Here is a 25,807-nt window from a genome sequence, read left to right as displayed (position 1 = left end):
TGGTCATCGCCCTGCCGGGTCGGCCGAGCACTCTGCCTCCGGGTGGCCGATACGCTACGGCTACCCGTTCGCAGGTCGGTTTACAGTTAGCAAAGTTTACTAAAACTAGAGGACGTGGCATGAGTGCGACCCGGCTGCCCGGCACCCCCCGCCTGTTGCGGGCGCTCAACGACCGTGCGGCGCTGGAACTGCTCCTCGAGCGCGGACCGCTCACCCGGGCCCGGCTCGGCGAGCTGACCGGCCTGTCCAAGGTCACCGCCTCGCAGCTCGTCGAGCGCCTGGAGGAGCGCGGCCTGGTCAGCCGGGTCGGCGAGCAGGCCGGCGGGCGGGGGCCTAACGCCCAGCTCTACGCGGTACGCCCGAGCAGCGCGCATGTCGTCGGGGTGGACGTCGGGCCGGACCGGGTGGTCGCCGCCTGCGCCGACATCACCGGTGCCGTGATCGGCCGGGTGGAGCAGTCGACGCGGGACACCGACGATCCGGTGGGTGTGGTGCACAACGCCGTGGTGCAGGCCGCCAGCAGCGCCCAGGCGCAGCTCAGCAGCGTCCGACGGATCGTGCTCGGTACGCCGGGTCTGGTCGATCCGCAGACCGGGGACATCACCTTCGCGTTCAACCTGCCGCGCTGGCACAGCGGTCTGCTGGCCGCGCTGCGGGACGACCTGCACACGTCGGTGGTCTTCGAGAACGACGTCAACCTGGCCGCGGTGGCCGAGGCGCAGTCCGGTGCCGCGCAGGGCGTGGCGGACTTCGTCCTGGTCTGGGTGGGTGCCGGTGTCGGTCTGGCGATCATGTTGGGTGGCCGGCTGCACCACGGCAGCAGCGGAGCGGCGGGCGAGATCGGCTACCTGCCGGTGCCCGGCGCACCCATCCCGCGGGACGTCTCGCGGCGCGCCAAGCCCGCCTTCCAGCAGGTGGTCGGCGGCGACTCGGTACGCGCGGTGGCCCGCGAGCACGGCTTCTCCGCGCCGGACGCCGCCAGTGCGGTACGGGCGGCGGTCGCGGCCGGCACCGCCGGTGGTCCGATGCTCGACGAGTTGGCCCGCCGGCTCGCGCTCGGCGTGGCCAGCACCTGCGTGGTGCTCGACCCGCCGTTGGTCGTGCTGGCCGGTGAGGTCGGCCAGGCCGGTGGCGCGGCGCTCGCCGACCGGGTGCAGCGGGAGGTGGCGGCGATCACCCTGGTCCGCCCGCGGGTGGTGCCCACCGGTCTCACCGAGGAGCCGATCCTGCGGGGCGCCCTGCGTACCGCGTTGAACGCCGTCCGCGACGAGGTGTTCGGCTCCACCGTCGGCTGAGCCCGCTGGGGCGGTCATGTGAAGGAATATTTCACCGCCGACCGCCCGGCTGCAAGCTCTTGCCGCCGGGCGGTCGCGGGTTGCCTCAGTTCAGCTGGGGGTCGCGGGCGGCCTCAGTTCAGCCGGACGGCCGCTGGCCGCCTCAGTTCAGGTCGCGGCGGCGGAAGGCGGCGAAGGCCAGCACCGTCAACCCACCGGCTACCGCCAGCAGCACCACCAGCGACGGTCTCCAGGTGAGGGTGTAGAAGCCCTGGCAGGACATGTCGTTGAAGCTGTCCCGACAGAGCTGCGAGTCCCAGATCGGCACCTTGCCGTTGAGCCACGCCCCGAGATACGTGGAGAGCATCAGCTGCTCCGGTCGCCGGGCGTCGACGATCGCCAGCACCAGCCGGACGCCCAGCTCCCACACCACCGCGTACGCGGCGACCGCGCCGAGCGCCGCCGACGTGTGCCGGCCCAGCGTCGCGATGGCGAAGCCGGTCGCGGTGGCCAGCAGCACCAGCACCAGGCCACGGCCGTGGATGGCGCCCAGCGAACTCCAGAAGTCACCGTCGAGCCGACCGGCCAACCCGGCGGTCTGCCCGATCACCCAGAAGGTGACCAGGTAGACCACCGAGGCCACCACCGACAGCGCCAGCACCGCGCCGAGCAGGGTGCCCAGCTTCGCGCCCAGCACCGTCAGCCGGCGGGGCCGCCACAGCAGCAGGTTCACCACCCCACCGGAGTTCAGGTCCGCCCCGATGTACGAGGCGCCGACCAGGAACCCGAACATCACCAGGAACGTGATGAGGAAGAAGAGCAGCGGTTTGGCCTGGTCGGCGAAGCTGAACACCCCCTCCAGGTAGTCGGACGCGACCGGCAACCGGTCCTGCTGGGCCGGGTCCATCTCGGAACAGACGGGGGGCAGATAGTCCTGGGTGTCGGGCGTCGAGATCCCGTCCCGTTGGGCCAGGCACTGCTGGTAGTTGACCTCCATGCTCCGCCGCGCCTCGACGGCCTTCTGCCGTGCCGAGGAGACTTCGTCGGCGGTCGGCCGGTGCGACCCGGCCAGGGTCGTCGCGGCCGTGACCCCGAACGCCAGCACCAGCAGGACGACCATGAGCTGCACGAAGCGGCGTGCGGAGAGCCGCTCCAACTCGGCCCGGACCAGGTTCACGCGTCCACTCCCCGTACGTCGAGATCGATCACCGGCGCGCCGTCGGCGCCCACCGGTCGCGCCGCCTCGTCGACCTGGCGGGGCACCGAGGGGTGCTCGCCGGCCCCGGTCAGCTCCAGGAAGACGCTCTCCAGGTCGGGTCGCAGCGGGGTCAGCTCGGCGACCCACAGATCCTGCTCGCCGAGCAGCCGGCTGATCACCGTCGGGTCGGTCGCCCCGCCGACCACCAGCGTCTCGCCCTCGACGGCGGCCGTCAGCTCCGCCGCCCGCAGCAGGTCGGCGGCCCGTTCCGGCTCGGCCACCCGGACCAGGAACTCGTGCCGGTCGTGACCCGCCAGCACCTCGTCCACCCGGCCGGCCGCCACCCGCCGGCCCCGCGAAATGATCGTGACGTGGTCGCAGATCAGCTGGATCTCGCCCAGGATGTGGCTGGACACCAGCACGGTCACCTCGGCCGCCGCGAGCGAACGCATCAGGTCGCGCATCTCGCGGATGCCCGCCGGATCGAGGCCGTTCGCCGGTTCGTCGAGGATGAGCAGCCGCGGGTCCTTCAGTAGCGCGGACGCCACCGCGAGGCGCTGCTTCATGCCCAGCGAGTAGCCCTTCACCCGTTCGTCGCCCCGGTCGCGCAGGCCCACCAGCTCCAGCGCCTCGTCCACCCGGGAGATCGGCACCCCGCCGGCGCGGGCCAGCAGCCGTAGCGTGCGCCGGCCGGTGAAGTTGCCGAAGAACTGTGGGCTCTCCACGATGGCGCCGACCTGGCCCGCCACCCGGGGCAGCAGTTCCGGCGACGGCTCGCCGAGCACGCGCATCTGCCCGCCGTCGGCGCGGACCAACCCCAGCAGGGCACGCAGCGTGGTGGTCTTGCCGGAACCGTTGGGCCCGAGGAAGCCGTGGATCTGTCCGGCCTCGACCAGCAGGTCGAACCCGTCGACCGCCACCCGCTTGCCGTTGCGCACGCTGCGGAAGGTCTTGCGCAGACCCTCGATCTCGATGACCGCGCTCATCCGCGCGGTTCCGAACCTGGACCGGGCATGGGCCGTCCCTCGGGTGTGGTGATCAACGACACGGTGCCTCACCCTAGGGCCAGAGCGCCGCCCATGGGGGGCGCACCACCGCTGCGTGGTTGGATGGGCGGGTGACTGGTGACCTGCTCCCCGGCGCTGCCGGCGCCGCGCCTGCCGCCGCACCCGTGGACCCGGATCTGGTGGTCAGCCTCGACAGCGTGGGCGTACGCCGCTCCGACAACGCCCTGCTGCAGGACCTGACCTGGCGCGTCGAGCTGGACGAGCGCTGGGTGGTGCTCGGCCCCAACGGCGCGGGCAAGACCACCCTGCTCAACCTGGCCGCCGGCCGGCTGCACCCCACCACCGGCGTCGCGCACGTCCTCGGCGAGCGGATCGGCCGCACCGACATCACCGAGCTGCGCACCCGCATCGGGCTCACCACGGCCGAGCTCGCCGCCCGGGTGCCCGCCGACGAGCAGGTCAGCGACGTGGTGGTCACCGCCGCCTGGTCGGTGGTCGGCCGCTGGCGGGAGACCTACGAGAAGGGCGACGTGGCGCGGGCGCGGGCGCTGCTCAGTCAGCTCGGCGTCGGCAACCTCGCCGAACGCCGCTACGGCACCCTCTCCGACGGTGAACGCAAGCGGGTCCAGATCGCCCGGGCGCTGATGACCGACCCGGAGCTGCTGCTGCTCGACGAGCCCACCGCCGGGCTCGACCTCGGTGGCCGCGAGGACCTGGTTGCCCGGCTGGCCGAGCTGGCGTACGACCCGGACGCCCCCGCCATGGTGCTCGTCACCCACCACGTGGAGGAAATCCCGCCCGGGTTCACCCACGCGCTGCTGCTGCGCGAGGGCGCGGTCGTCGCGCAGGGGTTGCTCGCCGAGACGCTGACCGGCGACAACCTCTCCAAGACCTTCGGTCTGCCGCTGGTGGTCGAGCGCTCCGGCGACCGCTACACCGCACGCGCCGCCTGAGCGGGTGACCATGCCGCAGACCCGGGTGGTGGTGGTGGGCAGCGCCAACATGGATCTGGTCGCGATGGCCCCCGCGCTGCCCCGACCGGGCCAGACCATGCTCGGCACCGACTTCGTGATGGTGCCCGGCGGCAAGGGCGCCAACCAGGCCATCGCCGCCGTCCGGGCCGGCGCCTCCTGCGCCTTCCTGGGCGCGATCGGCTCCGACGCGTTCGGCGTGACGCTCCGCGCCCGCATCACGGCCGCCGGCGTGGACACCGGTCACCTGCGGGTCGTGTACGGCGCGTCCGGCGTGGCGCTCGTCATGGTGAACGGCCAGGGGGAGAACGCCATCGTGGTCACCCCCGGCGCGAACGACGCGCTGGTCGGCCTCACCGACGAGGAGTTGGCCACGGTACGCGGGGCGGACGTCCTGGTCGCCCAGTTGGAGATCCCGGTGCGGACGGTGACCGCCGCCGCGCTGGCCGCCCGCGCGGCCGGCACCCGGGTCGTCCTCAACGCCGCACCCGCCCGGGACCTCCCGCCGGAACTGCTCGACGCCGTGGACCTGCTCGTCGTCAACGAGGGCGAGGCGCAGGCGTTCACCGGCCGGGGCCGGGAGGACCCGAAGGCGCTGCTCGACCTGGTACCCCGCGCGGTGCTCACCATCGGTGACGCCGGCGCCTGGTACGTCGACCGGGAGGGTGCCGAGGTGCACGTCCCCGCCGTCCGGGTCGACGTGGTCGACTCCACCGCGGCCGGCGACGCGTTCACCGCCGCGCTCGCGGTCGGCTGGGGCGAGGGGCGGGACGTCGTCGACGCCGTACGTTGGGCGGCGGCGGCCGGCGCGGCCTGTGTCCGCAAGCTCGGCGCCTCGGTGGCCCTGCCGCAGCGGGCCGAGATCGACGCGCTGTACGCGCCGGGCTGATCCGACGTCGAGCGCCCCGACGTCGACCTGCCCGGCCACGTCACGTCGGCCTGCCGGCGTCCGTCCGAAAGGCCCGCCGGTACGCCGACGGCGACGTCAGCATGATCCGTCCGAAGTGGTGGCGGTAGGTGACCGGGGTGTCGAAGCCCACCGCGCCGGCGATCTGCTCGATCGCGGCGTCGGTCTCCTCCAGCAGCGCCAGACTGGCCCGGACCCGCTGGTCGATGAGCCACCGGATCGGGCTGGTCCCGGTGGCCCGGGTGAAGTGCCGCAGATAGGTACGCGGTGACATGTGTGCCCGCCCGGCGAGCCGGGCGACGCTCAGCGGCTCGGCGAGGTGGGCGAGCGCCCAGTCGATGCTGGCGGCGATCCGGTCGTCGGCCGGGTCGGCGGTCACCGGCGCCTCGACGAACTGGGCCTGTCCGCCGTCACGGTGCGGAGGGATGACCAGTCGGCGGGCGACCGCGTTGGCGATCGCCGCGCCGTGGTCAGGCCGCACCACGTGCACGCTGAGATCGAGCCCGGCTGCGCTGCCGGCGCTGGTAAGCAGGTCGCCATCATCGAGGTAGAGCACGTTTGGGTCCACCTCGACGCGTGGGTACCGCCGTGCCAGCAGCTCCGCGTACCGCCAGTGGGTGGTGGCCCGCCGTCCGTCCAGCAGCCCGGCGCCGGCCAGCGCGAACGCGCCCGAACAGATCGACATGATCCGCGCGCCGCGGGCGTGCGCCGTCCGCAGCGCCGCCACCAACGCGGGCGACGGGTCGGCGGTCACGTCCGGCACACCGGGCACGATCACCGTCCGCGCCGCCGCCAGCTCCGCCAGACCGTACGGGGTGTGCAGGCTGACCCCGCCGACCACCGGCACCGGCCCCGGCTTCTCGGCGCAGATCACCAGGTCGTACCAGTCGACGTCGAACTCGGGGCGGGGCAGCCCGAACACCTCGGTGACGATGCCGGTCTCGAACACCGACATCCCCGGGTACGCGAGCACCGCGACGCGGTGACCGGCGGCCGGCTGTCGCGGCGAAGGCAGCGCCCTCGGACGGCCACCCACCGCACTGCTCGACATGGCGGGATGTTAGCGCAGGACGTCGTTACCGCCACTCGTCCCGGCCCGCCCCGCCGACCACGATCAGTGGCATGACCTTCACCTTCGCTGTCCCGCCAGCCGCTCCGGACGTCGCGGCCGCCCACTTTCTCGCCCGACTCAGCGTCCAGACCGACGTCAGTGACGTGTACGCCGACCTGACCGCCCGTACCCCCGGGCTCGTGGTGGTCGACTCCCGGGGGGTGGCCGGTTGGGCGCAGGGTCACCTGCCGGGTGCGGTGCACCTGCCCACCGCCGAGATCGCCGCCCGGGCAGCCGAGAAGATCCCCGCCGGTGCCGCCGTGGTCACCTACTGCTGGGGGCCGGGCTGCAACGGCGCCACCCGGGCGGCGCTGGAGTTCGCCCGGCTCGGCATCGCGGTCAAGGAGATGCTCGGCGGATTCGAGTACTGGGTACGGGAGGGGCTGCCGGTGGAGACCGAGAGTGGGCTGACCCGACGTCCCGTCGACGACCTGACCGCACCCACGACGGCAACCTGCGATTGCTGATCCGGCCGTCTGCGCGCGGGTCAGTCGGCGGGCTCGTCGGTCAGCTTCTCGCCCCGGCGACGCAGCATGCCGAGGCCGGGGATGCCCGCCACGGCGAGCTTGAGGTCACGGGTGACGTCGAGCAGGTCGTGCAGGTCGGGCCCGACCCGGTCCAGGGTCGCGAGGATCGGCAGGATGTCGGCGGTCAGGTGTTCCTTGAGCTTCGGCAGCTCGTCGATCAGGTGGATCGCCGCGGTGATCTCCTCGTGGCTCAACTCCTGCACGAACCTGCCGGTCATCGGCGCGGCCCGGCGCAGCGCCGGCTCGTACGCCGCCAGCAGTTCGGCCGCGGTGGCCGCGGCCTGTGCGGCCGTCTGCACGGTGACCGCAGCGTTGCCGGCCACCGCGTCGGCCTCGGTGACCACCGTGCCCGCGACGCGCGCGACCTTGTCGGCCTCGTTCACCACCACGGCGGCGGCCGCGGCCACCTCGGTGGCCGTGTCGACGGCGGCCGTCGCGGCGGCGCTGATCACCGCCACCTCGCGGACCGCCGTCTCGGCGTCGGTGAGCACCTCGTCGGTCCGGTCCAGGGTCGTCTCGATCCGGTCGACCACACCGTTGATCCTGGCCAGCAGCACCTCCACCCCGTCCAACACCGCGAAGGCGCGGGCGGGCACGGCGGCGAACGAGGCGGCCGAGCCGAGCGCCTGGTCGAGGGCGGAGCGGGTCAGGCCGACCACCGCGGTGGGTGTGGGGAGGGGAAGCGCCATGGCACCAAGTGTGCGTCGGTCCTGCCACAACCGCTCGTCCAGCGCTGCCGGAGCGGTCCGTCGCGGGACGCCCGACGGTAGGGTGCCGGCATGTCGGCCGCACCGCCGCGCCACCCACCGAGCCCTCGGATCGCCGTCCTGCTCGCCGTGCTCGCGACGGTCACCGCCGCGCTCGGCGCGACGGTGCTGGTACGCGCCGACGCCGGCCTGACCGTGCGTCACGTCACCGTCGACGGCGTACCGATGACCGAGGTGCGCGCCGGTCCGCCGAACCCGGAGGTCCGTCGACCCGGCGTGGTGATCGCACACGGCTTCGCCGGCTCGGCACGGCTGATGCGCCCGATCGCCGACACCGTCGCCCGTCGGGGAGCGGTCGCGCTGGTGTTCGACTTCGCCGGGCACGGTGCCAACCCGGCCCGGCTCGGTACCGGCATGTCATCCGTGACGCTCGCCGCCGACCTGGACGTCGCGGTCGGATTCCTGCGGTCCCAGCCGGATGTGGACCCGGCCCAGATCATGCTGGTCGGGCACTCGATGGGCGCGGGCGCGGTCACCCGGTACGCGGTCGAGCACCCCGAGATCGCAAGGACCGTGGCGATCTCGCTGCCCGAGGCCGGCGAGTTGCCGCCCGGGCGTCCGACCGAACTGCTGCTGATCGTGGGAGGCGCGGAGTTCCCCGGGTTCCGGCGGGCCGCCGACGACGCCGCGCGGCGGGGCGCGACGGTGGGTCGCCGGCCCGCCGTCGTGGTGCCGGGGGTGGAGCACATCTCGGTGCTCTTCGCCCCGCGCACCCACGAGGAAATCCTCCACTGGCTGCCCAGCGCGGACGGGAACGCCTCGCCCCGACCGCTCGCCCGTCTCGCCGGCGCGGCGCTGCTGCTGGTGGCGTTCGCCGTCGGCCTGGTGCCGCTGGCGGCGCTGCTCCTGGGCCGCCGGCCTGCCCCGACGTCCGCCGCGGGCCGGCGGGCTGCGGGGGAGCCGGCGTTGCGTGGTCCGGCCCTGCTCGGGTTGGTCGTCGTCGCCAGTGGTCTCGCCGCAGGCGTCGCCACCGTCCTGCCGACCAGCCGCCTTCCGCTCGCGGTCGGCGGTTACGTGACCGGCTTCCTGCTGGTCACCGGTCTACTGACGATCGTCGGTCACCGCTGGCTGCCCGCCGCGACGCGTGCCCCCGAGGTGGTCGAGGAGCAGGTCGGCAGCCGCACGCCGACCCGGACCACCGTCGCGGCGTCGGCGCTGACGGCGTACGCGATTCTCGCCGTGGCGCTGCCGATCCACCTCGGACTGACCTGGGCGCGGCCGGTCGGCGCCCGCTGGTGGCTGCTCCCGTTGGTGGTGGGAGCGTGCCTGGTGTTCCTGCTCGGCGTCGAGGTGGTCGCGGCGGGCCGGACGTGGCGTCGCCTGCTGGCCGTCGCGGTCACCGTGGTCGCGCTGTGCGCGGCGGTGGTTTTCGGTCTGGCACCCGGGTTCGTGCTGCTGGTGGTGCCGCTGTTCGCCGTACTGCTCGGCTGGCATGTGCTGTGGGCGGCGGTGCTGCGCCGGTACGCGAGCCCGCGCTGGCTACCGGCCCTGGTGGGCGCGGCCCTGCTGGGCTGGCCGATCGCCACCACCCTGCCGTTGACCTGACGGCGCGGGGGTGGTCACCGATGGTCGCCCTGCTGTTCGACGGCGCGCTGCACGGCCCGGTAGATCTGCCCGAACCGCAGCGCGTCCGGGGTGCGCAGCAGCAGGTGCTCCTGCCCGTGGTGCTGCACCCACAGCTCGTGCACGTGGCTGCCGCGCTCGTAGGAGCGGTCCAGCCAGCCGAGAGGAATCTCCAGGAAGGGGGCCAGTGCCAGTGCCCCCACCGCGCAGGCGGCGAGGATGATCAACGCCAACTGCCAGTTGCCCCGGTCCTGGGCGGACCAGGCCAGCGACACCACGCAGACCAGCGCCACGAGGGGTGGCAGCGACAGCAGCAGGACCAGCACGCCGCGACCCAGCACCCGGCCGCGTACGGCGAGGGTCTTCGGTCCCCGTTGGTGCCAGACGAACGTCACGTCGGACAGGGCGATCACCTGACCGCCCGCCCGGATCGACTCGGAGGTCACCTGCACCGCGTCGTCCCGGTAATAGAGGGTCATCACTAAGCCTAACCACCGCAAGGCAACCCCGCGCCCCTGCCCGGCGCGCCCTGCGTGCCCCCTGCCTCGTCGATCTTGCACTTTGTGCTGCGACATAACGGGGCATAGACGCCCTTATTGGCAACAGAAACTGCAAGATCGACGGGGTGGGGTGGGGGTGCGGGGCGGGTGCGGGAGGGGTGGGGCTAGCGGCGGGCGGCGGGGCGGGCCGGTTGCGTCGCGTCCATGGCGCGCTGGACCGCCCGGTAGATCTGGCCGAAGCGCAGCGCGTCGCCGGTGCGCAGCAGTCGTACCGGTTGACCCCGCCAGCGGGCCCAGATCTCCAGTTGGCGACTGCCCCTGGCGTACGAACGGTCGAGGTGTTCGAAGAGGAAGTCGGCGACCGGGCCGACGGCCAACCCGACCAGCACCGAGGCGCCGACGATCGCGATCGTCACGGTGGGTGAGCGGTGCAGCCAGACGGCCACGCCGATGCCGATCACCGCCGCCACCAGCGGACCGGCCAGGGCGGCGCCGATCGCGCCCCGCCCGGCGAGCACCCGCCAGGAGCGGCTGCCACGGCGGTGCCAGACCATGGTGATCTCGGCCAAGGGGTAGCTGCGCCCGTCGACCTGGACGGCGGTGGAGGTGACCCGTACTGACCTGTCGTCGTAGAAAGTGATCATGGTTGGACTCCCGCCCGCGGCGCTGACACCACAGTACTTACCCCAACGAGCCGGGTCGTAAGGTTGGCACGCGACTTCGACGAGGAAGTGAGGGCAGCGTGGGCGAGTTCGTTCGGCTGGAGACCACTGACGGCATCGGCACCATCCGGCTGGAGCGGCCGCCGATGAACGCGCTCAACACCCAGGTGCAGGAGGAGTTGCGCGCCGCCGCCACGGCGGCCACCGCCGATCCCGAGGTCCGCGCCGTCATCGTGTACGGCGGGGAGAAGGTCTTCGCCGCCGGGGCGGACATCAAGCAGATGGCCGCGATGTCCTACGTGGACATGGCCGACCGGGCGGCGGCGCTGTCCAGCGCGCTCGGCGCGATCGCCCGCATCCCGAAACCGGTGGTGGCGGCGATCACCGGGTACGCCCTCGGTGGCGGCTGTGAGTTGGCGCTGGCCTGTGACTGGCGGGTGGTCGCCGAGGACGCCAAGCTCGGCCAGCCCGAGATCAAGCTGGGCGTCATCCCCGGCGCGGGCGGGACGCAGCGGCTGGCCCGTCTGGTGGGTCCGGCGCGGGCCAAGGATCTGATCATGTCCGGTCGGATGGTGGACGCCCAGGAGGCGTTGCGGATCGGCCTCGCCGACCGGGTCGTACCGGCCGCGGAGGTGTACGACGCGGCCGTCGCGCTCGTCACGCCGTACCTCAAGGGGCCTGTGCAGGCCCTGCGCGCCGCGAAGCTGGCGGTCGACGGCGGCCTGGACATGGACCTGAATTCGGGCCTGGCCTGGGAGAGTCAGCTCTTCGCGGCGCTGTTCGCGACCGACGACCGGCGCGAGGGCATGGCCGCGTTCGTGGAGAAGCGCAAGCCGGACTTCACCGGCCGCTGACGGCCCGGGGCGGCCGGCCGTCGGCAGCCGCCAACGGCCGAACCGAGAACGGTTCACATTCTGCCTACCGGCCAGTAACGTGTGACGTCGGCCATCTGCGACCAAAGGAGCGGCGATGACGGAGCGGATCGAAGGTCACGGCGGGGAGTTGGCCCTCGCGGCCATACGGGCGCACGGCGTGCGGGAAATGTTCACCCTCTCCGGTGGCCACGTCTTTCCGCTCTACGACGCCGCCCACAAGACCGACTTCCCGATCTACGACGTCCGGCACGAGCAGTCGGCGGTCTTCGCGGCCGAGGCGGTGGCGAAGCTCCAGCGCCGCCCCGGCCTCGCCGTGCTCACCGCCGGCCCGGGTGTCACCAACGGCATCTCCGGCATGACCAGCGCCTTCTTCAACGCCTCCCCGGTGCTGGTGCTCGGTGGTCGGGCCCCCGCATTCCGGTGGGGTTCGGGCAGCCTCCAGGAGATGGACCACCTGCCGCTGGTCGCCCCGGTCACCAAGCACGCCGAGACGGTGTTCAGCACCGACGACATCCCACGCGCGGTCGACGCCGCCCTCACCGCCGCGCTCACCCCGCACCGGGGCCCGGTCTTCCTCGACTTCCCGCTGGAGACGGTCTTCTCGGTCGCCGACGCGGACCTGCCCACGCCGTCCGGCGTCGACGCCGTCGAACCGGACCCGGACGAGGTCAGCCGGGCCGCCACGCTGATCGCCGGCGCGCAGCGGCCGGTCATCATCGCCGGTTCGGACGTGTACGCCGGTGACGCGGTGGCCGCGCTGCGCGAGGCTGCCGAGGCGTTGCAGGTGCCGGTGTTCACCAACGGGATGGGCCGTGGCTCGCTGCCGCCGGAGCACCCGCTCGCCTTCGCCAAGGCCCGCCGCGCCGCGCTCTCCGGCGCCGACGTCGTCGTGGTGGTCGGCACGCCGCTGGACTTCCGGCTCAGCTTCGGCGACTTCGGTGACGCCAAGGTGGTGCACATCGTCGACGCGCCCAGCCAGCGCGCCACGCACGTCCAGCCAGCCGTCGCCCCCGCCGGCGACCTGCGCCTGATCCTCTCCGCGCTGGCCGACCACGCCGGCGACCGGGCCGACCACGCCGACTGGATCGCCGACCTGCGGGTCGCCGAGGACGCGGCGAAGGCCCGGGACGCCGCCGAGATGGCCGCCGAGACCGACCCGATCCGGCCGGCCCGGATCTACGGCGAGCTGCGCCGGGCACTCGCCCCGGACGCCATCACCATCGGCGACGGCGGTGACTTCGTCTCGTACGCCGGGCGCTACCTGGAGCCGTCGCAGCCCGGCACCTGGTTGGACCCGGGTCCGTACGGCTGCCTGGGCACCGGCATGGGCTACGCGATGGGCGCCCGGGTCAGCCACCCGGACCGGCAGATCTGCGTGCTGATGGGCGACGGCGCGGCCGGCTTCTCGCTGATGGACGTCGAGTCGCTGGTCCGCCAGAAGCTGCCCGTGGTGATCGTCGTCGGCAACAACGGCATCTGGGGCTTGGAGAAGCACCCGATGCGCGCCATGTACGGCTACGACGTCGCCGCCGACCTCCAGCCGGAGCTGCGCTACGACACGGTGGTCAGCGCGCTGGGCGGGGCGGGGGAGACGGTCGCCAAGGCCGCCGACCTCGCGCCGGCACTGCAACGGGCCTTCGACTCCGGTGTGCCGTACCTGGTCAACGTGCTCACCGACCCGACCGACGCGTACCCCCGCTCGTCGAACCTGGCCTGAGTCACACCCGCCGCCGTCGCCGCTCCTCGGAGGGCGACGGCGGCGCGCTCACACCTCCGGCCGGTCACCCTCACGGGGCGGCTCGCCGTCGCGCCGGCGCAGGTCGTCCTCGCGCCGACGCAGGTCCTCCTCCCAGCGGCGGAAGAGTTCCGCGTCCTGCTGCTTGGCGCGGTCCTGCACCGAGCGGAGGAACTCCGGGTCGTCGTCGGGAGCGAGGGGACGGCGCTGCTGCCGCTCGGCGGCGCCCGGCCACGCCCTAGGTGTGGAGGTGCCGGGCTCGCGTCCGGCCACGAACCAGGCGATCGACCCGACCAGGGGGAAGAACAGGATGATCAGCACCCAGGCGATCCGGGGCAGGGCGCGGATCTGACCCTCCTCGGCGGACAGGCAACTGATCAGCGCGCAGACGGCGAGGACGATCTGCGCCAGGAAGAGGAGTACGTACAGCCGGGCCATGCACCCATCATGGCGCACGGCGTCGCGTCAGCGTAGTCCGCGAACCGTCAGCAGCACGCCGAGCAGCGCGAGCCCGACCGAGCCCAGCGCGACCAGCGGTAGCGTCCGGCCACCGGTACGGGCCGCGCCGACGCCGGTGGCGCGCGGCCAGCAGAGCACGAGCAGGCCACCCCAGACCAGCACGGCCGCGCCGACGACGAGAGCGCCGAACACGCCGCCGTCCGCCGCCAGCCGGACGGCCAGCGCGGTCACCACGGTCAGCGTCAGCAGGGTGCGCCGCCAGGCCAGCCGGGTCCGCTCCGGTTGCAACCCCGGATCGCGTCCCGTGTTCACCGTTCCCCGACCGCCCGGGCCAGGACCGCGAACACCAGCAGGACGGCCCCCGCACCCACGGCGAGGGCGAGGACGGCGGGGAAGCGGGAGGCGGGCAGCTCCTGACCGAGCCGGATGGCCCGTTCGGTACGCGCCCAGTGGTCCACGGCGCGGATCGCGACGGTGCCGCCGAGCAGCAGCAGCGCGACCGCGATGATCTCCCGCAGGTGGCTCATCGGCAGCGGCGGCAGGAACTGCGCGGCGGCCAGTCCGCCGCCGACCAGTGCGAGCCCGGTGCGCAGCCAGGCGAGGAAGGTCCGCTCGTTGGCCAGGGAGAACCGGTAGTCCGGTGTCTCACCGACGGCGCGCGCCTCCGCCGGGTCGAACCAGCGCCTGATCGCTTCCCACACGCTGGGAGATTATCCGCTTCCCCGGAGCCTTAGCCTGGTCAGGTGACCGATCTTGATGTGAACACGCTGCGCGCCGCCTACGACAACCAGCTCCGCCCGGAGATCCCCGACCCGGTTCCGGCGGGGGTGACCGTCGAGCGGGACGGCCCGCTCGTGCGGATCACCGGACTCGATGCGGGCGGCTTCCTCACCTACCGCGACCTGGGCGGGCTGACCGGCGACGCGCTGGACGAGCTGATCGCCCGGCAGGTGGCGCTGTTCCGCGAGCGCGGCCAGTCGGTGGAGTGGAAGCTCAACGAGCACGACGAGCCGGCCGACCTGGCCGACCGGCTGCGCGCCGCCGGCTTCGTGCCGGAGGACCGGGAGACCGTCGTGGTCGGGCCGGTCGCGCCGCTGGCCGCCGCGCTGCCGGTGACCCCCGAGGGAGTACGCCTGCGTGAGGTGACCGCCCGGGAGGACCTGGAGCGGATCGCCGCCATGGAGGAGGAGGTCTGGCAGGCGGACCGCTCGCACCTGGTGTGGGGCCTGGCCAAGGAGATCGACGCCGACCCGAACTCGATCACCGTGGTGGTGGCCGAGGCGGACGGTGCGGTGGTGAGCGCCGGCTGGGTGCGGTTCCCGGCGAACACCGGCTTCGCCACCCTCTGGGGCGGCTCGACCCTGGCGCAGTGGCGGCGCAAGGGCATCTACCGGGCGTTGGTCAACTACCGGGCGCGGCTGGCCGAGCAGCGGGGTCGCACGCTCGTGCAGGTCGACTGTTCCGAGGACAGTCGCCCGATCCTGCAGCGTCTCGGTCTCGTCGCCGTCACCACCACCACGCCGTACGTCTACACTCCGTGATCATGGAGCAGCGGTTGACGGACGAGGAGCGCCTGACCCTCAAGACGGGCGCGTTCGGCGCGGTCTTCCTGGTCTCGAACGCCGACCCGGGGATGCTGGGCGTGATCCGCGAGAGCGTGGCCGCCTCGGGCGCGCTCGCCGACGCGAGCGGCGTGGTCAAGGAGGCGCTGACCACCGGCCCGCTGCCCCGCCTGCCCCGGGACTCCCAGTTGGAGATCGAGTCGGTGGTGCTGCCGGCGCTCGGTCGGGCGGTACGCATCCTGCGGGAGAAGTCGCCGGCCGACGTCGAGGCGTACCGGTCGGTGGTGCTGAGCGCGGCGGACCGGGTGGCCCGCGCGCACGACGGGGTGGCCCCGGCCGAGGCCGCCGCCATCGAGCAGATCCGGGACGCGCTGGCCGAACCCGTCTGACCTGCGTCGCGCCGGTGACCTGTGTCACTCTGCGTGCCCGGCGACGGTAACCTACTGGCAGGTAACATGGCCGCGTGGGCAACTGCACAGCAGCCCGCGGTTGACCGGGCGTCGACCGACACGCGAGGCTGCGGCCCAGACCGGGCGAGCCAAGGGCAACACCACACAGGAGGGTCGTCGAAGCGCGATGAACATCGTCGTACTCGTCAAGCAGGTGCCTGATTCGGGCGCGGACCGCAACCTGCGCAATGACGACAACACCGTCGACCGCGGTTCGGCGAACAACGTGATCAACGAGATGGATGAGTACGCCATCGAGGAGGCGCTGAAGATCAAGGAGGCGCACGGCGGCGAGGTCACGATCCTGACCATGGGTCCGGACCGGGCGACCGAGTCGATCCGCAAGGCGCTCTCCATGGGCCCGGACAAGGCCGTGCACGTGGTGGACGACGCCCTGCACGGCTCCTGCGCGGTGGCCACCTCCAAGGTGCTCGCCGCCGCCCTCGGGCAGCTCAACGCCGACCTGGTGATCTGCGGCGCGGAGTCCACCGACGGCCGGGTCCAGGTGATGCCGCACATGATCGCCGAGCGGCTCGGCGTCGCGGCGCTCACCGGCGCCCGCAAGCTCACCGTCGACGGCGCGACGCTGACCGTCGAGCGGCAGACCGAGGAGGGCTACGAGGTCGTCACGGCCTCCACGCCGGCCGTGGTCTCCGTGTGGGACACCATCAACGAGCCGCGCTACCCCTCCTTCAAGGGCATCATGGCCGCGAAGAAGAAGCCGGTGCAGACGTACTCCCTGGCCGACCTGGGCGTCGCGCCGACCGAGGTGGGCTTCGACGGTGCCACCAGCGCCGTCGTCGAGCACACCAAGCGTCCGCCGCGCTCCGGCGGCGCCAAGATCACCGATGAGGGCGAGGGCGGCGTCAAGCTGGTCGAGTTCCTCGCCACCGAGAAGTTCGTGTGAGAGGGGCTTTACGACATGTCTGAGGTTCTCGTCGTCGTCGAAGCCACCAAGGAATTCGGCGTCAAGAAGGTCACCCTGGAGATGCTCACCCTCGCCCGTGAGCTGGGCACCCCGAGCGCCGTGGTGCTCGGCGGCCCCGGCGCGGCCGAGGCGCTGAGCGGCAAGCTGGGCGAGTACGGCGCGGAGAAGATCTACGCCGCCGAGGGTGACGACATCGACGGCTACCTGGTGGCCCCCAAGGCGACCGTGCTGGCCGAGTTGGTCCAGCGGGTGCAGCCGGCCGCCGTGCTGCTGGCGTCGGCCCAGGAGGGCAAGGAGATCGCCGCCCGGCTCGCCGTCAAGCTCGACAACGGCATCCTGACCGACGTGGTCGGCCTGGCCGCCGACGGCACCGCCACCCAGGTGGCCTTCGCCGGTTCCACCATCGTCAAGTCCAAGGTCACCAAGGGCCTGCCGCTGGTCACCGTCCGGCCCAACTCGGTCACCCCGAGCCCGGCCGCCGCCACCCCGGCGATCGAGCAGCTCACCGTGTCGGTCACCGACACCGACAAGCTGGCCAAGGTGGTCGAGCGGGTCGCCGAGCAGAAGGGCTCCCGCCCCGAGCTGACCGAGGCCGGCGTGGTCGTCTCCGGCGGTCGTGGCGTCGGCAACGCCGACAACTTCAAGCTGGTCGAGGAGCTGGCCGACCTGCTCGGCGGCGCCGTCGGCGCGTCCCGCGCGGCCGTCGACTCCGGCTTCTACCCGCACCAGTTCCAGGTGGGCCAGACCGGCAAGACGGTCTCCCCGCAGCTCTACGTGGCGCTGGGCATCTCCGGCGCCATCCAGCACCGGGCCGGCATGCAGACCTCGAAGACGATCGTCGCCGTCAACAAGGACGGCGAGGCGCCGATCTTCGAGCTGGCCGACTTCGGCGTGGTGGGCGACCTGTTCAAGATCGTCCCGCAGGCCGCCGAGGAGATCCGCAAGCGCAAGTGACCGTGTGACGCAGAAAGTGGCCGCCCGTCGTGACGGGCGGCCACTTCTTTCGTGGGGAGCTGATCGGCGGGCCGGGGAGCTGAGCCGGCCCGCCGATCAGCCCGTCAGGGTGCCCCTCAACAGGCTGTCGCCGGAGTGGCGGGTGTTGTTGTCGTACTGCTCGGCGGACACGTCGACCACCGAATAGCTCTTGAGGTCGACGTTCGGGGGCAGGGGCAGCAGAGCGTCCGCGTCGCCACCGAGGGTGCCGATCGAGAACATCTCCATCGTCGTCGGATTGATGAGCCAGACCTCGTAGTACCCCGGCACGCGCGGGAGATTCGCCACATGCAGATGCAGTTGGCCGCCCTGGAGGACCCGCGCGTCGCCCTGGGCCGATTTCGGCGTCGAGCCGAACGCCGCCAGTGGCGCGCTGGCCAGCACCGTCGGCGTCTTCGCAGGCTCCGGTTCGGTGGGCCGCAGCACCGTGACCGTACCCACCACACCGATCGCCGCCGCCGCGAGCGCGGTGACCGTGGTGGCCGCCCAGCGGGACCAGCCACGGCTCCGGCGGGACCGACGCGTCGGATCGAGCCGGGTGACCGCCTCGGTCTCCGTCCCGCGGGTCTGTCCAGGCACCTGCTGCCGATCGGTGCCGGTCAGCACCGCCACGGGTGCGGGAGCCGCGGTGCCCTCGGCCGCCCGGATCTGGGCCTCGATGCCCTGCCAGAGGTGCTCCGGCGGGTCGGGCAGGTCACCGAGGCCCTGCGTCTCGGCGCCGAGCCCGGCCACCTGGCGCAGGGTCGTCAGTTCGGCCCGGCAGTGTGCGCAGGTGTCGAGGTGGGTGCGCTCCCCGTCGTCCGCCTCGCTCTCACCGAGCGCCAGAAAGACCAGCCGCTCGTGCTCCAGGTGCTGCACCATCCACCTCCCATCTGCGCTTCAAGCTCGCCATGCCGCGTCGGATGTGACTCTTCACGGTGCCCAACGGCACCCCGGTCACCGCGGCGATCTGCTGGTGTGTCAGGTCGTCGTAGAAGGCCAACTCCAACATGCGCCGCTGGTCGTCCGGGAGGCGTGCCAGTTCGTCCGCGATCACCAGCCGATCCACCACCCGGTCCGGGTCCGGGCCGGTCTGCGCCGGCTCGGGCAGTTGCCGGACCGTCTCCACCACCCGGGTCTCCCGCGCCGAGGCGCGCATCCGGTCGATCACCTTGCGCCGGCCGATCCCGAGGAGCCAGCCGACCAGCGATCCCTTGGTGGGATCGAAGGTGTCCCGGCCGAGCCACGCGCCGACGAACGTCGCCTGGGTCACGTCCTCGGCGTCGGCCCGGTTGGCGAGCATGGAGGTCGCCAGGTGCAGGACGGCGCGGCCGTAACGGTCGTACGCCTCACGCAGCGCCGCCTCGTCGCCGGCCCGGAACCGGGCCGCCAGGTCGTCCGTCGGTGGGTCCGGTTGCGGTGGCAGCGCCGTCATGGGGCGGCCCACCTTCGCTGGGGCATGCCCGACTGTAACTCCCACAGCCCTCGCCCCACTTCCCCGGTCAGAGTCATCTCACCTGCTCTTCGTCTGCCGAGGGTGATCTGGATGCGGCCGGCGCCGAGAAAAGAAAACGCGTTGAGAGCGCATCCACCCGCATCGGAGCCGGCGTAACCCGTTCTGCAAGCCAGGCCTGACGAATCAGCACCAATCACCAGGAGGCAGACATGCAGCTCTCGTACTTCCGTCGGGTCGCCGCGGGCGGCGCGGTCGCCGCGCTGGCCTTCGCCGGTGTCGGCGCGTTCACCGCCACCCCCGCGTACGCCGCCACGTCGAAGGTCTCCGTCGTGCACGGCATCCCGGACACCCCGGTCGACGTCTACGTCAACGGCAAGAAGACGCTCGACAACTTCAAGCCCGGTGACGTGGCCGGCCCGCTGAACCTGGCCGAGGGGGAGTACGACATCGCCCTCACCAAGCCCGGCGATCCGGTCGGCAGCGCGATCCTCAAGGTCGACGACGCCAAGGTGCCGGGCGGGGCGAACATCAGCATCGCCGCGCACCTCGACGCCGCCGGCAAGCCGAAGATCACGCCTTTCGTGAACGACGTCTCCAAGGTCGACGCCGGCAAGGCCCGCCTGATCGTCCGGCACACCGCGGCCGCCCCGGCGGTCGACGTACGCGCCGGTGGCACCCCGGTCTTCAAGGGCCTGACCAACCCGAAGGAGGCCAAGGGCGACGTCGACGCCGGCGAGGTGAAGGCGGACGTGGTGCTGGCCGGCACCGACACCGTGGCCATCGGCCCGGCGGACCTGAACCTCAAGGAGGGCACCGCGACGATCGTCTACGCGATCGGCTCCGCCGAGGGCAAGAACCTGGACGTGGTGGCCCAGACCATCACCGGCCTGCACTCCGCCCCGGGCGGTGTGCCGAGCGGTGACGGTGGCCAGGCGGGTACCGGCGTGAACACCTGGTGGTACGTGCTCACCGGCGCCGGCGTCCTGCTGCTCGTCGGTGGCGGGGCGCGGATGGCGACCGCGCGGACCGGCCGCAGGTGACGGTGCGCAACCGCGGCGCGCTGGCGGCCCTGGCCGCCGGCGTTGCCGCGCTCACCGTCGCCACCCTGGTGGCGTGCAACTCCCAGCCGGCCGAGAACGTCGGCACCGAGGAGGCGACCGCGCTGGCCAGTGCCGCACCGGCCACCGACCCGTCGGCCGCCGCCGTCCCGTCGGTTCCGGTGACCGCCGGCGACCTGCCGGTCGGGGCGGAGACCGTGCCTCCGGTGCGGCTGGTCATCCCGGAGATCGGCGTCACCGCCACGGTCAACGCCGTCGGCATCAACGAGCGCACCAACGAGTTCGAGGTGCCGCCGAGCGTTGACCAGATCGGCTGGTACCGGTACGGCCCCGGCCTGGAGGCGGACGCCGGATCGGTGGTGATCGCCGGTCACGTGGACAGCGCCAAACAGGGCAAGGGGGCGTTCTTCCGGCTGCGCGAGCTGGACCAGGGCGACACCCTGACCGCGACCGGCAGCGACGGCAAGGCCCGGCGGTACCAGGTCGTCGCCCGGGAGGAGTACGCCAAGACCAAGATCCCGTTGGACCGGTACTTCGCCCGGGACGGCAAGCCGCGGCTGACCCTGATCACCTGCGGTGGGCCGTTCGACGCCAAGGCCCGCAAGTACCGCGACAACATCGTCGTCACGGCGGTGCCCGCCTGACCGGGCCGGGTTCGTCTCGTGCCGGGGTGCTCTCCGCGCCCCGGCACGAGACGCGGCGTCCACTCCGCTCTCCGGTCCCCGGCCGGTCGGCCGTACGCTGAGGGGTGATGGCTTACCTGGATCACGCGGCTACCACCCCCATGCTCGACGAGGCACTGGAGGCGTACGTCGCCACCGCCCGCGAGGTCGGCAACGCGTCCTCCCTGCACGCGGCGGGTCGTCGTGCCCGTCGCCGGGTCGAGGAGTCGCGCGAGCGGGTGGCCGCGGTGCTCGGCGCGCGGCCGTCCGAAGTGATCTTCACGGGTGGTGGCACGGAGAGCGACAACCTGGCGGTGAAGGGCATCTTCTGGGCCCGCCGGGACGCCAACGCCGACCGCCGGCGGGTGATCTCCAGCGCCGTCGAACACCACGCCGTGCTCGACTCGGTCGACTGGCTGGCCGAGCACGAGAACGCCGAGGTCGGCCTGCTGCCGGTGGACGCCACCGGCCGGCTCGACCCGGCGGACCTGCGCGCCGAGCTCAGCGCGCACGCTGACCGGGTGGCGTTGGTCACCGCGATGTGGGCCAACAACGAGGTCGGCACCGTGCAGCCGGTGGCCGAGCTGGCCGCCGTCGCCGCCGAGCACGGGGTGCCGTTCCACACCGACGCCATCCAGGCCGTCGGCCAGGTACCTGTCGACTTCGCCGCCAGCGGGGCCGCCGCGCTCACCGTCACCGGCCACAAGCTGGGCGGCCCGATCGGGGTGGGTGCCCTGCTGCTCGGCCGGGAGGTGGCCGCCGTACCGCTGCTGCACGGTGGCGGTCAGGAGCGCGACGTCCGCTCCGGCACGCTGGACACCGCGGGCATCGTCGCCTTCGCGGTCGCCGTCGAGGCGGCGGTCAAGGGCCAGCAGGAGTACGCGGCCCGGGTGGCCGCCCTGCGCGACGACCTGATCGAGCGGGTCCGCCACGCGGTGCCCGAGGTGATCTACAACGGCGACCCGACCGACCGGCTCCCCGGCAACGCGCACTTCTCCTTCCCGGGCTGTGAGGGCGACGCCCTGCTGCTCCTGCTCGACGCCCAGGGCATCGCCTGCTCGACGGGCTCGGCCTGCTCGGCCGGTGTCGCCCAGCCGTCGCACGTTCTGCTGGCGATGGGCGCCGACGACGACCGCGCCCGTTCCTCGCTGCGGTTCACCCTCGGTCACACCAGCACCCAGGCCGAGATCGACGCCCTGGTGGCGGCCCTCCCCGCAGCGGTGGAACGAGCCCGCCGAGCAGCCTCCCCCCGAACCCCCCGCTGACGCCCTACCACCACCCGCGCGCCTCGCCTCGCCGCGCCTTGCCGGGTTGATCATGAAGTTATTGCCCTGCGGATCGGCGTGTCGTGGCAATAACTTCATGATCAACGGGGTGCCGGGGGTGGGTGCGGAGCGGGCGGGGCAGGGTTGGGGGTGGGGGTCGGTCCGGGACGGTGGATAGGGTTGGCGGGGAGGGGGTTTGTGGTGAGAGTTCTGGCGGCGATGTCGGGCGGGGTTGACTCGGCCGTGGCGGCGGCGCGGGCGGTGGCGGCCGGGCACGACGTGACCGGCGTGCACCTGGCGTTGGCGCGCAACCCGCAGACGTACCGGACCGGCGCGCGCGGATGCTGCACGCTGGAGGACTCCCGGGACGCCCGCCGGGCTGCCGACGTGATCGGTATCCCGTTCTACGTGTGGGACATGGCGGACCGGTTCCACGAGGACGTCGTGGACGACTTCGTGGCCGAGTACGCCGCCGGTCGTACGCCGAACCCGTGTCTGCGCTGCAACGAGAAGATCAAGTTCGCGGCGGTGCTGGACCGGGCGATCGCGCTCGGCTTCGACGCGGTGGTCACCGGTCACCACGCCCGGCTCGGCCCGGACGGGCTGTTGCGCCGCAGCGTCGACATCGCCAAGGACCAGTCGTACGTGCTGGCGGTCCTCACCCGCGAGCAGCTGGACCGGTCGATGTTCCCGCTCGGCGACTCGACGAAGGCCCAGGTCCGCGCGGAGGCCGCCGAGCGCGGCCTGGCGGTGGCCGAGAAGCCGGACTCCCACGACATCTGCTTCATCGCCGACGGCGACACCCGTGGCTTCCTCGCCGGCCGGCTCGGCGAGACGCCCGGTGACGTCGTCGACGCGAGCACCGGCGCGGTGGTCGGCAGCCACACCGGGGCGTACGCGTACACGGTGGGCCAGCGTCGCGGCCTGCACCTGGACCGGCCCGCCCCGGACGGTCGGCCACGTTACGTGCTCTCCATCACGCCCAAGACCAACACGGTGACGGTCGGTCCGGCCGAGGCGCTGGAGGTCTCCCAGGTGCGGGCCACCCGCCCGGTGTGGACCGGTGGTCCCCGGCCGGACGCGCCGGTCGAGTGCGAGGTGCAGCTCCGCGCGCACGGCGACGTGGTGCCGGCGACCGTCGACCTCGACGGCGACGCGCTGCACGCCGAGCTGCGCCGACCGGTCCGCGGTGTCGCCGCCGGTCAGGCACTGGTGGCGTACCGGCCGGACCCGGCCGGCGACATCGTCCTCGGCTCGGCCACGATCGCCGGCTGAGCGGGCGGCTCCTGGCCCGCGGTGGATGTCGGACGGTCGTCGCACGGCCGGCCTGGACGCCGGGATAGCCTTCGGCCGTGACAGATCAGGCGTGGCCCTGGCCGGCCGGCGCGGCCACCGGCATCGGTTCGCTGCCCGGCACCGACATCGCTGAGGCCCAGCGGGTGGTCCTCGGCGAGCTTCCCGACCTGCCGCACCTGCCCGAGCTGCCGGCCCGTGGCCCCGGCGCCGACCTCATCGGCCGTAGCGCCGGGCTGCTGGTCGAGCTGCCCGTCGAGCTGTACGCCGGGCGTTGGCGGGTAGCCCCCCGCCCCGGCCGTGACCTGCGCCGGGCCCGGGACCTGATGGAGCGTGACCTGGACCAGCTCACCGAGCAGGCCGAGGGGTACGCCGGTCCGATCAAGGTGCAGGCCGGCGGCCCGTTCACCCTGGCCGCCTCGCTGGAGCTGCCGATCGGTGGCCGGTTGCTGCGCGACCCCGGCGCCGTGCGCGACCTCACCGGCTCGCTCGCCGAAGGGCTGCGCGAGCATGTGGCGGCGGTCGCGCGTCGGCTGCCCCAGGCGTCGGTGCTGCTGCAACTGGACGAGCCGTCGCTGCCGACCGTGCTGGCCGGACGGGTGCCGACCGAGAGCGGGCTGGGCGCGTACCGGGCGGTGGAGTCGGCCGACGCGGCTGCCCTGCTGCGCACGGTCGTCGACGCGGTGGCCGTACCGACCGTGGTGCACTGCTGCGCCCCGGACGTGCCGTTGGAGCTGATCCGCTCCACCGGCGCCGTCGCGGTCGCCCTCGACCTCGACCTCGTCACCGACCTGGATCCGCTGGGCGAGGCGATCGACGCCGGCCTCGGGCTGTTGGCCGGCGCCGCGCCGGCCGGGCCGCCGTCGGCCGGTGGCGCACCGACCTCCGGGCAGATCGCCGAGCGGGTACGCCGGGTCTGGGACCGCCTCGGCTTTCCGCGCCGGCAGCTCGCCCGGCAGGTGGTCGTCACCCCGGCGTGTGGCCTGGCCGGCGCCACCCCCCAGTACGCCCGGGCGGTGCTCGCGGCCTGCCGGGACGCCGGCCGCCGGTTCACCGAGGAGTGACGTTTTCCTGTCGTACCCGCTGGGCAGGATGACCGTCATGATTGGACAGCTACGTTCAGTGGTGATCGACTGCCCCGACCCGCGGGCGTTGGCGGGGTTCTACTCCGAACTGCTCGGCATCCCGCTGTACGAGAACGAGGGCGAGGCCGATGATGAGTGGGTGGTGCTGGGCGGCCCGCCCGGGCATCAGCCCCGCCTGGCGTTCCAGCGTGCGCTCACCCTGCGTCCGCCGGCCTGGCCGGATCCGGAGCGTCCGCAGCAGTTCCACATCGACGTGACGGTCGACGACATCGAGACCGCCGAGAAGGCGGCGCTCGCGCTCGGTGCGCGGCGGCTGCCCGGCGAGGGCGACGGTTTCCGGGTCTACGCGGACCCGGTCGGCCACCCGTTCTGCCTCTGCTGGGACTGACCGCGCAGCAGGGTGGTTGCGGCGGCCGGGCATGATGGCCGCCGTGACCTCCACCGCCGTGCTGCGCGCCTCCGGTTCGCTCTTCGGTCTCGCCTACGGCGACGCGCTGGGCAGGCCCACCGAGTTTCTGACCGTCGCCGAGATCGAACGCCGTTACGGTCCGGCCGGCCCGCGTGAGTTGACCGGCGACCCGGCGCTGGTCACGGACGACACACAGATGGCGCTGGCGGTGGGTGAAGCGCTGCACGAGGCGTCGAGGCTCACCCCGGAGGTGGTGGAGCCGCTGCTGCGACGCCGCTTCGTCGCCTGGTCGGTCAGCCCGGACAACAACCGCGCCCCCGGGATGACCTGCCTGCGCGCCTGCGCCGACCTGGGCCGAGGGCTGCGTTGGCAGGAGGCGACGGTTGCCGGCTCGAAGGGCTGCGGCGCGAACATGCGGGTCACGCCGGTGGGGCTGCTGGACGTCGACCTCGACACGATGGTCGGTCTGGCCCAGCTGCAGGCCGGGCTCACCCACGGCCACCCGACCGGTCTGGCCGCCAGCGAACTCACCGCGTACGCGGTCGTCGCCCTGCGCGGCGGCGTCAGCCTGCCCGAGTTGCCGGCGGTGCTCACCGAGCGGGCGCGGTCCCAGCGCCGGGTCTACCACCAGGACTGGCTGGGCGATCTCTGGCGCCGTCCGGGGGTCGACACGCCGGAGGAGTTCATCGCTCGCGGTTGGGACGAGTGCCTGGCGGCGCTGCGCCGGCTGACCACCGCCCTGGCTGCCCCGGACGACGGCGGAGACCCGTGCCGGGCCACCGGGGAAGGCTGGGTGGCCGAGGAGGCGCTGGCCACCGCGCTGTTCTGCGCCGTACGCCACGCCGACGACCCGGTCGCCGCCCTGGCCCGGGGCGCGACCACCGCCGGCGACTCCGACTCGATCGCCGCCCTGGCCGGCGCCTTCGTGGGCGCGGCAGTCGGCATGGCCGCCTGGCCGTCCGAATGGGCCGAGCGCATCGAGTACGCCGACCGACTCGCCACCCTCGGCAAGAGCTGGGACTGACCGCCCGTCCCGGCGCGGCCTGCCCTGGCGCGGCCCGGCCCGGTGGCGCGGCCAGTCGGCGGTGATCGACTCGGGTTTCTGGAAGTCG

At 73.0% G+C, this 25,807-nt stretch carries 29 protein-coding genes; 18 read left to right on the top strand and 11 right to left on the bottom strand.

Annotation, left to right across the window (positions count from 1 at the left end; translation table 11 throughout):
• Positions 1 to 119 precede the first annotated feature (119 nt).
• The gene (locus AC3EN4_RS03905) at positions 120 to 1,295 is read left to right on the top strand and encodes an ROK family transcriptional regulator (RefSeq protein ID WP_435204542.1); all 1,176 of its coding nucleotides are present in this window, start codon (positions 120 to 122) and stop codon (positions 1,293 to 1,295) included.
• Between the two features lie 142 nt (positions 1,296 to 1,437).
• On the opposite strand, the gene AC3EN4_RS03900 is transcribed toward AC3EN4_RS03905, so the two are convergent.
• Together AC3EN4_RS03900 and AC3EN4_RS03895 are read right to left on the bottom strand one after the other, a co-directional pair.
• The gene (locus AC3EN4_RS03900; protein ID WP_422738659.1) at positions 1,438 to 2,451 is read right to left on the bottom strand and encodes an ABC transporter permease subunit; all 1,014 of its coding nucleotides are present in this window, start codon (positions 2,449 to 2,451) and stop codon (positions 1,438 to 1,440) included.
• Complete coding sequence (locus AC3EN4_RS03895) at positions 2,448 to 3,458, bottom strand: ABC transporter ATP-binding protein (protein ID WP_435204541.1); 1,011 nt, start codon at positions 3,456 to 3,458, stop codon at positions 2,448 to 2,450. The genes AC3EN4_RS03900 and AC3EN4_RS03895 overlap by 4 nt, the downstream gene beginning before the upstream one ends.
• Positions 3,459 to 3,589: 131 nt before the next feature.
• Here AC3EN4_RS03895 and AC3EN4_RS03890 point away from each other — a divergent pair, with 131 nt between their 5' ends.
• Both AC3EN4_RS03890 and AC3EN4_RS03885 read left to right on the top strand, forming a co-directional pair.
• Positions 3,590 to 4,432 (top strand): ABC transporter ATP-binding protein, encoded by an 843-nt coding sequence (locus tag AC3EN4_RS03890; protein ID WP_435204540.1) that lies wholly within the window; start codon positions 3,590 to 3,592, stop codon positions 4,430 to 4,432.
• A gap of 10 nt (positions 4,433 to 4,442) precedes the next feature.
• On the top strand, positions 4,443 to 5,339 hold the full coding sequence (locus AC3EN4_RS03885; protein WP_435204850.1) for a ribokinase: 897 nt from the start codon (positions 4,443 to 4,445) through the stop codon (positions 5,337 to 5,339).
• Positions 5,340 to 5,379: 40 nt separating this feature from the next.
• Here the strand turns inward: AC3EN4_RS03885 and ftrA are convergent, their stop codons facing one another.
• Positions 5,380 to 6,408, bottom strand: coding sequence for a transcriptional regulator FtrA (gene ftrA / locus AC3EN4_RS03880; RefSeq protein ID WP_435204539.1), 1,029 nt, complete (start codon positions 6,406 to 6,408; stop codon positions 5,380 to 5,382).
• A 71-nt stretch (positions 6,409 to 6,479) separates the two neighbouring features.
• Here ftrA and AC3EN4_RS03875 point away from each other — a divergent pair, with 71 nt between their 5' ends.
• Entirely contained in the window at positions 6,480 to 6,935 is a 456-nt protein-coding gene (locus AC3EN4_RS03875; protein WP_435204538.1) for a rhodanese-like domain-containing protein, read from the top strand.
• A gap of 20 nt (positions 6,936 to 6,955) precedes the next feature.
• Here the strand turns inward: AC3EN4_RS03875 and AC3EN4_RS03870 are convergent, their stop codons facing one another.
• Complete coding sequence (locus AC3EN4_RS03870) at positions 6,956 to 7,684, bottom strand: hypothetical protein (protein WP_435204537.1); 729 nt, start codon at positions 7,682 to 7,684, stop codon at positions 6,956 to 6,958.
• Between the two features lie 90 nt (positions 7,685 to 7,774).
• Here AC3EN4_RS03870 and AC3EN4_RS03865 point away from each other — a divergent pair, with 90 nt between their 5' ends.
• On the top strand, positions 7,775 to 9,307 hold the full coding sequence (locus AC3EN4_RS03865; protein WP_435204536.1) for a dienelactone hydrolase family protein: 1,533 nt from the start codon (positions 7,775 to 7,777) through the stop codon (positions 9,305 to 9,307).
• Between the two features lie 14 nt (positions 9,308 to 9,321).
• Here the strand turns inward: AC3EN4_RS03865 and AC3EN4_RS03860 are convergent, their stop codons facing one another.
• Together AC3EN4_RS03860 and AC3EN4_RS03855 are read right to left on the bottom strand one after the other, a co-directional pair.
• The gene (locus AC3EN4_RS03860; RefSeq protein WP_435204535.1) at positions 9,322 to 9,804 is read right to left on the bottom strand and encodes a DUF6232 family protein; all 483 of its coding nucleotides are present in this window, start codon (positions 9,802 to 9,804) and stop codon (positions 9,322 to 9,324) included.
• A 185-nt stretch (positions 9,805 to 9,989) separates the two neighbouring features.
• Positions 9,990 to 10,469, bottom strand: a complete 480-nt coding sequence (locus AC3EN4_RS03855) for a DUF6232 family protein (protein ID WP_435204534.1) — start codon at positions 10,467 to 10,469, stop codon at positions 9,990 to 9,992.
• Between the two features lie 98 nt (positions 10,470 to 10,567).
• Here AC3EN4_RS03855 and AC3EN4_RS03850 point away from each other — a divergent pair, with 98 nt between their 5' ends.
• Both AC3EN4_RS03850 and AC3EN4_RS03845 read left to right on the top strand, forming a co-directional pair.
• On the top strand, positions 10,568 to 11,341 hold the full coding sequence (locus AC3EN4_RS03850; protein ID WP_435204533.1) for an enoyl-CoA hydratase/isomerase family protein: 774 nt from the start codon (positions 10,568 to 10,570) through the stop codon (positions 11,339 to 11,341).
• A 115-nt stretch (positions 11,342 to 11,456) separates the two neighbouring features.
• Complete coding sequence (locus AC3EN4_RS03845) at positions 11,457 to 13,079, top strand: acetolactate synthase (protein ID WP_435204532.1); 1,623 nt, start codon at positions 11,457 to 11,459, stop codon at positions 13,077 to 13,079.
• 48 nt (positions 13,080 to 13,127) lie between these two features.
• On the opposite strand, the gene AC3EN4_RS03840 is transcribed toward AC3EN4_RS03845, so the two are convergent.
• From AC3EN4_RS03840 to AC3EN4_RS03830, 3 genes are read right to left on the bottom strand one after another with little or no spacing between them, the layout of a single operon-like run.
• Entirely contained in the window at positions 13,128 to 13,535 is a 408-nt protein-coding gene (locus AC3EN4_RS03840; protein WP_435204531.1) for a PLD nuclease N-terminal domain-containing protein, read from the bottom strand.
• Between the two features lie 27 nt (positions 13,536 to 13,562).
• Complete coding sequence (locus AC3EN4_RS03835) at positions 13,563 to 13,868, bottom strand: DUF202 domain-containing protein (protein WP_435204530.1); 306 nt, start codon at positions 13,866 to 13,868, stop codon at positions 13,563 to 13,565.
• Positions 13,865 to 14,257: a YidH family protein gene (locus AC3EN4_RS03830; RefSeq protein ID WP_435204529.1), complete on the bottom strand. Its 393-nt coding sequence runs from the start codon at positions 14,255 to 14,257 to the stop codon at positions 13,865 to 13,867. The genes AC3EN4_RS03835 and AC3EN4_RS03830 overlap by 4 nt, the downstream gene beginning before the upstream one ends.
• Positions 14,258 to 14,299: 42 nt before the next feature.
• Between AC3EN4_RS03830 and AC3EN4_RS03825 the strand changes: the two genes are divergently transcribed.
• The 4 genes from AC3EN4_RS03825 to AC3EN4_RS03810 all read left to right on the top strand — a co-directional run bounded on the left by AC3EN4_RS03825 (position 14,300) and on the right by AC3EN4_RS03810 (position 17,449).
• A complete protein-coding gene (locus AC3EN4_RS03825) occupies positions 14,300 to 15,097 on the top strand; it encodes a GNAT family N-acetyltransferase (RefSeq protein ID WP_422738672.1) in 798 nt (265 codons plus the stop codon).
• On the top strand, positions 15,094 to 15,507 hold the full coding sequence (locus tag AC3EN4_RS03820) for a hypothetical protein (RefSeq protein WP_422738673.1): 414 nt from the start codon (positions 15,094 to 15,096) through the stop codon (positions 15,505 to 15,507). Before AC3EN4_RS03825 ends, AC3EN4_RS03820 begins: the two co-directional genes overlap by 4 nt.
• A 187-nt stretch (positions 15,508 to 15,694) precedes the next feature.
• A complete protein-coding gene (locus AC3EN4_RS03815) occupies positions 15,695 to 16,474 on the top strand; it encodes an electron transfer flavoprotein subunit beta/FixA family protein (protein WP_435204528.1) in 780 nt (259 codons plus the stop codon).
• Positions 16,475 to 16,489: 15 nt separating this feature from the next.
• Positions 16,490 to 17,449, top strand: coding sequence for an electron transfer flavoprotein subunit alpha/FixB family protein (locus AC3EN4_RS03810; RefSeq protein WP_435204526.1), 960 nt, complete (start codon positions 16,490 to 16,492; stop codon positions 17,447 to 17,449).
• Positions 17,450 to 17,545: 96 nt separating this feature from the next.
• On the opposite strand, the gene AC3EN4_RS03805 is transcribed toward AC3EN4_RS03810, so the two are convergent.
• Positions 17,546 to 18,346 (bottom strand): anti-sigma factor, encoded by an 801-nt coding sequence (locus tag AC3EN4_RS03805; protein WP_435204849.1) that lies wholly within the window; start codon positions 18,344 to 18,346, stop codon positions 17,546 to 17,548.
• Positions 18,300 to 18,902, bottom strand: coding sequence for an RNA polymerase sigma factor (locus AC3EN4_RS03800; RefSeq protein WP_422738676.1), 603 nt, complete (start codon positions 18,900 to 18,902; stop codon positions 18,300 to 18,302). Before AC3EN4_RS03800 ends, AC3EN4_RS03805 begins: the two co-directional genes overlap by 47 nt.
• 230 nt (positions 18,903 to 19,132) lie before the next feature.
• Here AC3EN4_RS03800 and AC3EN4_RS03795 point away from each other — a divergent pair, with 230 nt between their 5' ends.
• From AC3EN4_RS03795 to AC3EN4_RS03765, 7 genes are all read left to right on the top strand, one after another.
• Positions 19,133 to 19,963 carry a DUF4397 domain-containing protein gene (locus AC3EN4_RS03795; protein ID WP_435204525.1) on the top strand — a complete coding sequence of 277 codons (831 nt, stop codon included), beginning with the start codon at positions 19,133 to 19,135 and terminating at the stop codon, positions 19,961 to 19,963.
• Positions 19,960 to 20,625: a class F sortase gene (locus AC3EN4_RS03790; RefSeq protein ID WP_435204524.1), complete on the top strand. Its 666-nt coding sequence runs from the start codon at positions 19,960 to 19,962 to the stop codon at positions 20,623 to 20,625. The genes AC3EN4_RS03795 and AC3EN4_RS03790 overlap by 4 nt, the downstream gene beginning before the upstream one ends.
• A 107-nt stretch (positions 20,626 to 20,732) precedes the next feature.
• Complete coding sequence (locus tag AC3EN4_RS03785) at positions 20,733 to 21,908, top strand: cysteine desulfurase family protein (protein WP_435204523.1); 1,176 nt, start codon at positions 20,733 to 20,735, stop codon at positions 21,906 to 21,908.
• Between the two features lie 201 nt (positions 21,909 to 22,109).
• The gene (gene mnmA / locus AC3EN4_RS03780; RefSeq protein WP_435204522.1) at positions 22,110 to 23,183 is read left to right on the top strand and encodes a tRNA 2-thiouridine(34) synthase MnmA; all 1,074 of its coding nucleotides are present in this window, start codon (positions 22,110 to 22,112) and stop codon (positions 23,181 to 23,183) included.
• Positions 23,184 to 23,260: 77 nt separating this feature from the next.
• A complete protein-coding gene (locus AC3EN4_RS03775; RefSeq protein ID WP_435204521.1) occupies positions 23,261 to 24,265 on the top strand; it encodes a uroporphyrinogen decarboxylase/cobalamine-independent methonine synthase family protein in 1,005 nt (334 codons plus the stop codon).
• Between the two features lie 37 nt (positions 24,266 to 24,302).
• A complete protein-coding gene (locus AC3EN4_RS03770; protein ID WP_422740600.1) occupies positions 24,303 to 24,674 on the top strand; it encodes a VOC family protein in 372 nt (123 codons plus the stop codon).
• Between the two features lie 31 nt (positions 24,675 to 24,705).
• Positions 24,706 to 25,719, top strand: coding sequence for an ADP-ribosylglycohydrolase family protein (locus AC3EN4_RS03765; RefSeq protein ID WP_435204520.1), 1,014 nt, complete (start codon positions 24,706 to 24,708; stop codon positions 25,717 to 25,719).
• Positions 25,720 to 25,807: the final 88 nt, after the last annotated feature.

The organism is Micromonospora sp. bgisy143 (genome assembly GCF_057708145.1).
This window is presented reverse-complemented; position numbering and strand designations above follow the sequence as displayed.

Bases quoted from the DNA above. Each gene is read 5' to 3' on its own strand.
- AC3EN4_RS03905 (WP_435204542.1), top strand. From the start codon at position 120: ATGAGTGCGACCCGGCTGCCCGGCACCCCCCGCCTGTTGCGGGCGCTC.
- AC3EN4_RS03895 (WP_435204541.1), bottom strand. From the start codon at position 3,458: ATGAGCGCGGTCATCGAGATCGAGGGTCTGCGCAAGACCTTCCGCAGC.
- AC3EN4_RS03885 (WP_435204850.1), top strand. From the start codon at position 4,443: ATGCCGCAGACCCGGGTGGTGGTGGTGGGCAGCGCCAACATGGATCTG.
- ftrA (WP_435204539.1), bottom strand. From the start codon at position 6,408: ATGTCGAGCAGTGCGGTGGGTGGCCGTCCGAGGGCGCTGCCTTCGCCG.
- AC3EN4_RS03875 (WP_435204538.1), top strand. From the start codon at position 6,480: ATGACCTTCACCTTCGCTGTCCCGCCAGCCGCTCCGGACGTCGCGGCC.
- AC3EN4_RS03870 (WP_435204537.1), bottom strand. From the start codon at position 7,684: ATGGCGCTTCCCCTCCCCACACCCACCGCGGTGGTCGGCCTGACCCGC.
- AC3EN4_RS03865 (WP_435204536.1), top strand. From the start codon at position 7,775: ATGTCGGCCGCACCGCCGCGCCACCCACCGAGCCCTCGGATCGCCGTC.
- AC3EN4_RS03860 (WP_435204535.1), bottom strand. From the start codon at position 9,804: ATGACCCTCTATTACCGGGACGACGCGGTGCAGGTGACCTCCGAGTCG.
- AC3EN4_RS03855 (WP_435204534.1), bottom strand. From the start codon at position 10,469: ATGATCACTTTCTACGACGACAGGTCAGTACGGGTCACCTCCACCGCC.
- AC3EN4_RS03845 (WP_435204532.1), top strand. From the start codon at position 11,457: ATGACGGAGCGGATCGAAGGTCACGGCGGGGAGTTGGCCCTCGCGGCC.
- AC3EN4_RS03840 (WP_435204531.1), bottom strand. From the start codon at position 13,535: ATGGCCCGGCTGTACGTACTCCTCTTCCTGGCGCAGATCGTCCTCGCC.
- AC3EN4_RS03815 (WP_435204528.1), top strand. From the start codon at position 15,695: ATGAACATCGTCGTACTCGTCAAGCAGGTGCCTGATTCGGGCGCGGAC.
- AC3EN4_RS03810 (WP_435204526.1), top strand. From the start codon at position 16,490: ATGTCTGAGGTTCTCGTCGTCGTCGAAGCCACCAAGGAATTCGGCGTC.
- AC3EN4_RS03800 (WP_422738676.1), bottom strand. From the start codon at position 18,902: ATGACGGCGCTGCCACCGCAACCGGACCCACCGACGGACGACCTGGCG.
- AC3EN4_RS03795 (WP_435204525.1), top strand. From the start codon at position 19,133: ATGCAGCTCTCGTACTTCCGTCGGGTCGCCGCGGGCGGCGCGGTCGCC.
- AC3EN4_RS03785 (WP_435204523.1), top strand. From the start codon at position 20,733: ATGGCTTACCTGGATCACGCGGCTACCACCCCCATGCTCGACGAGGCA.
- AC3EN4_RS03770 (WP_422740600.1), top strand. From the start codon at position 24,303: ATGATTGGACAGCTACGTTCAGTGGTGATCGACTGCCCCGACCCGCGG.
- AC3EN4_RS03765 (WP_435204520.1), top strand. From the start codon at position 24,706: ATGATGGCCGCCGTGACCTCCACCGCCGTGCTGCGCGCCTCCGGTTCG.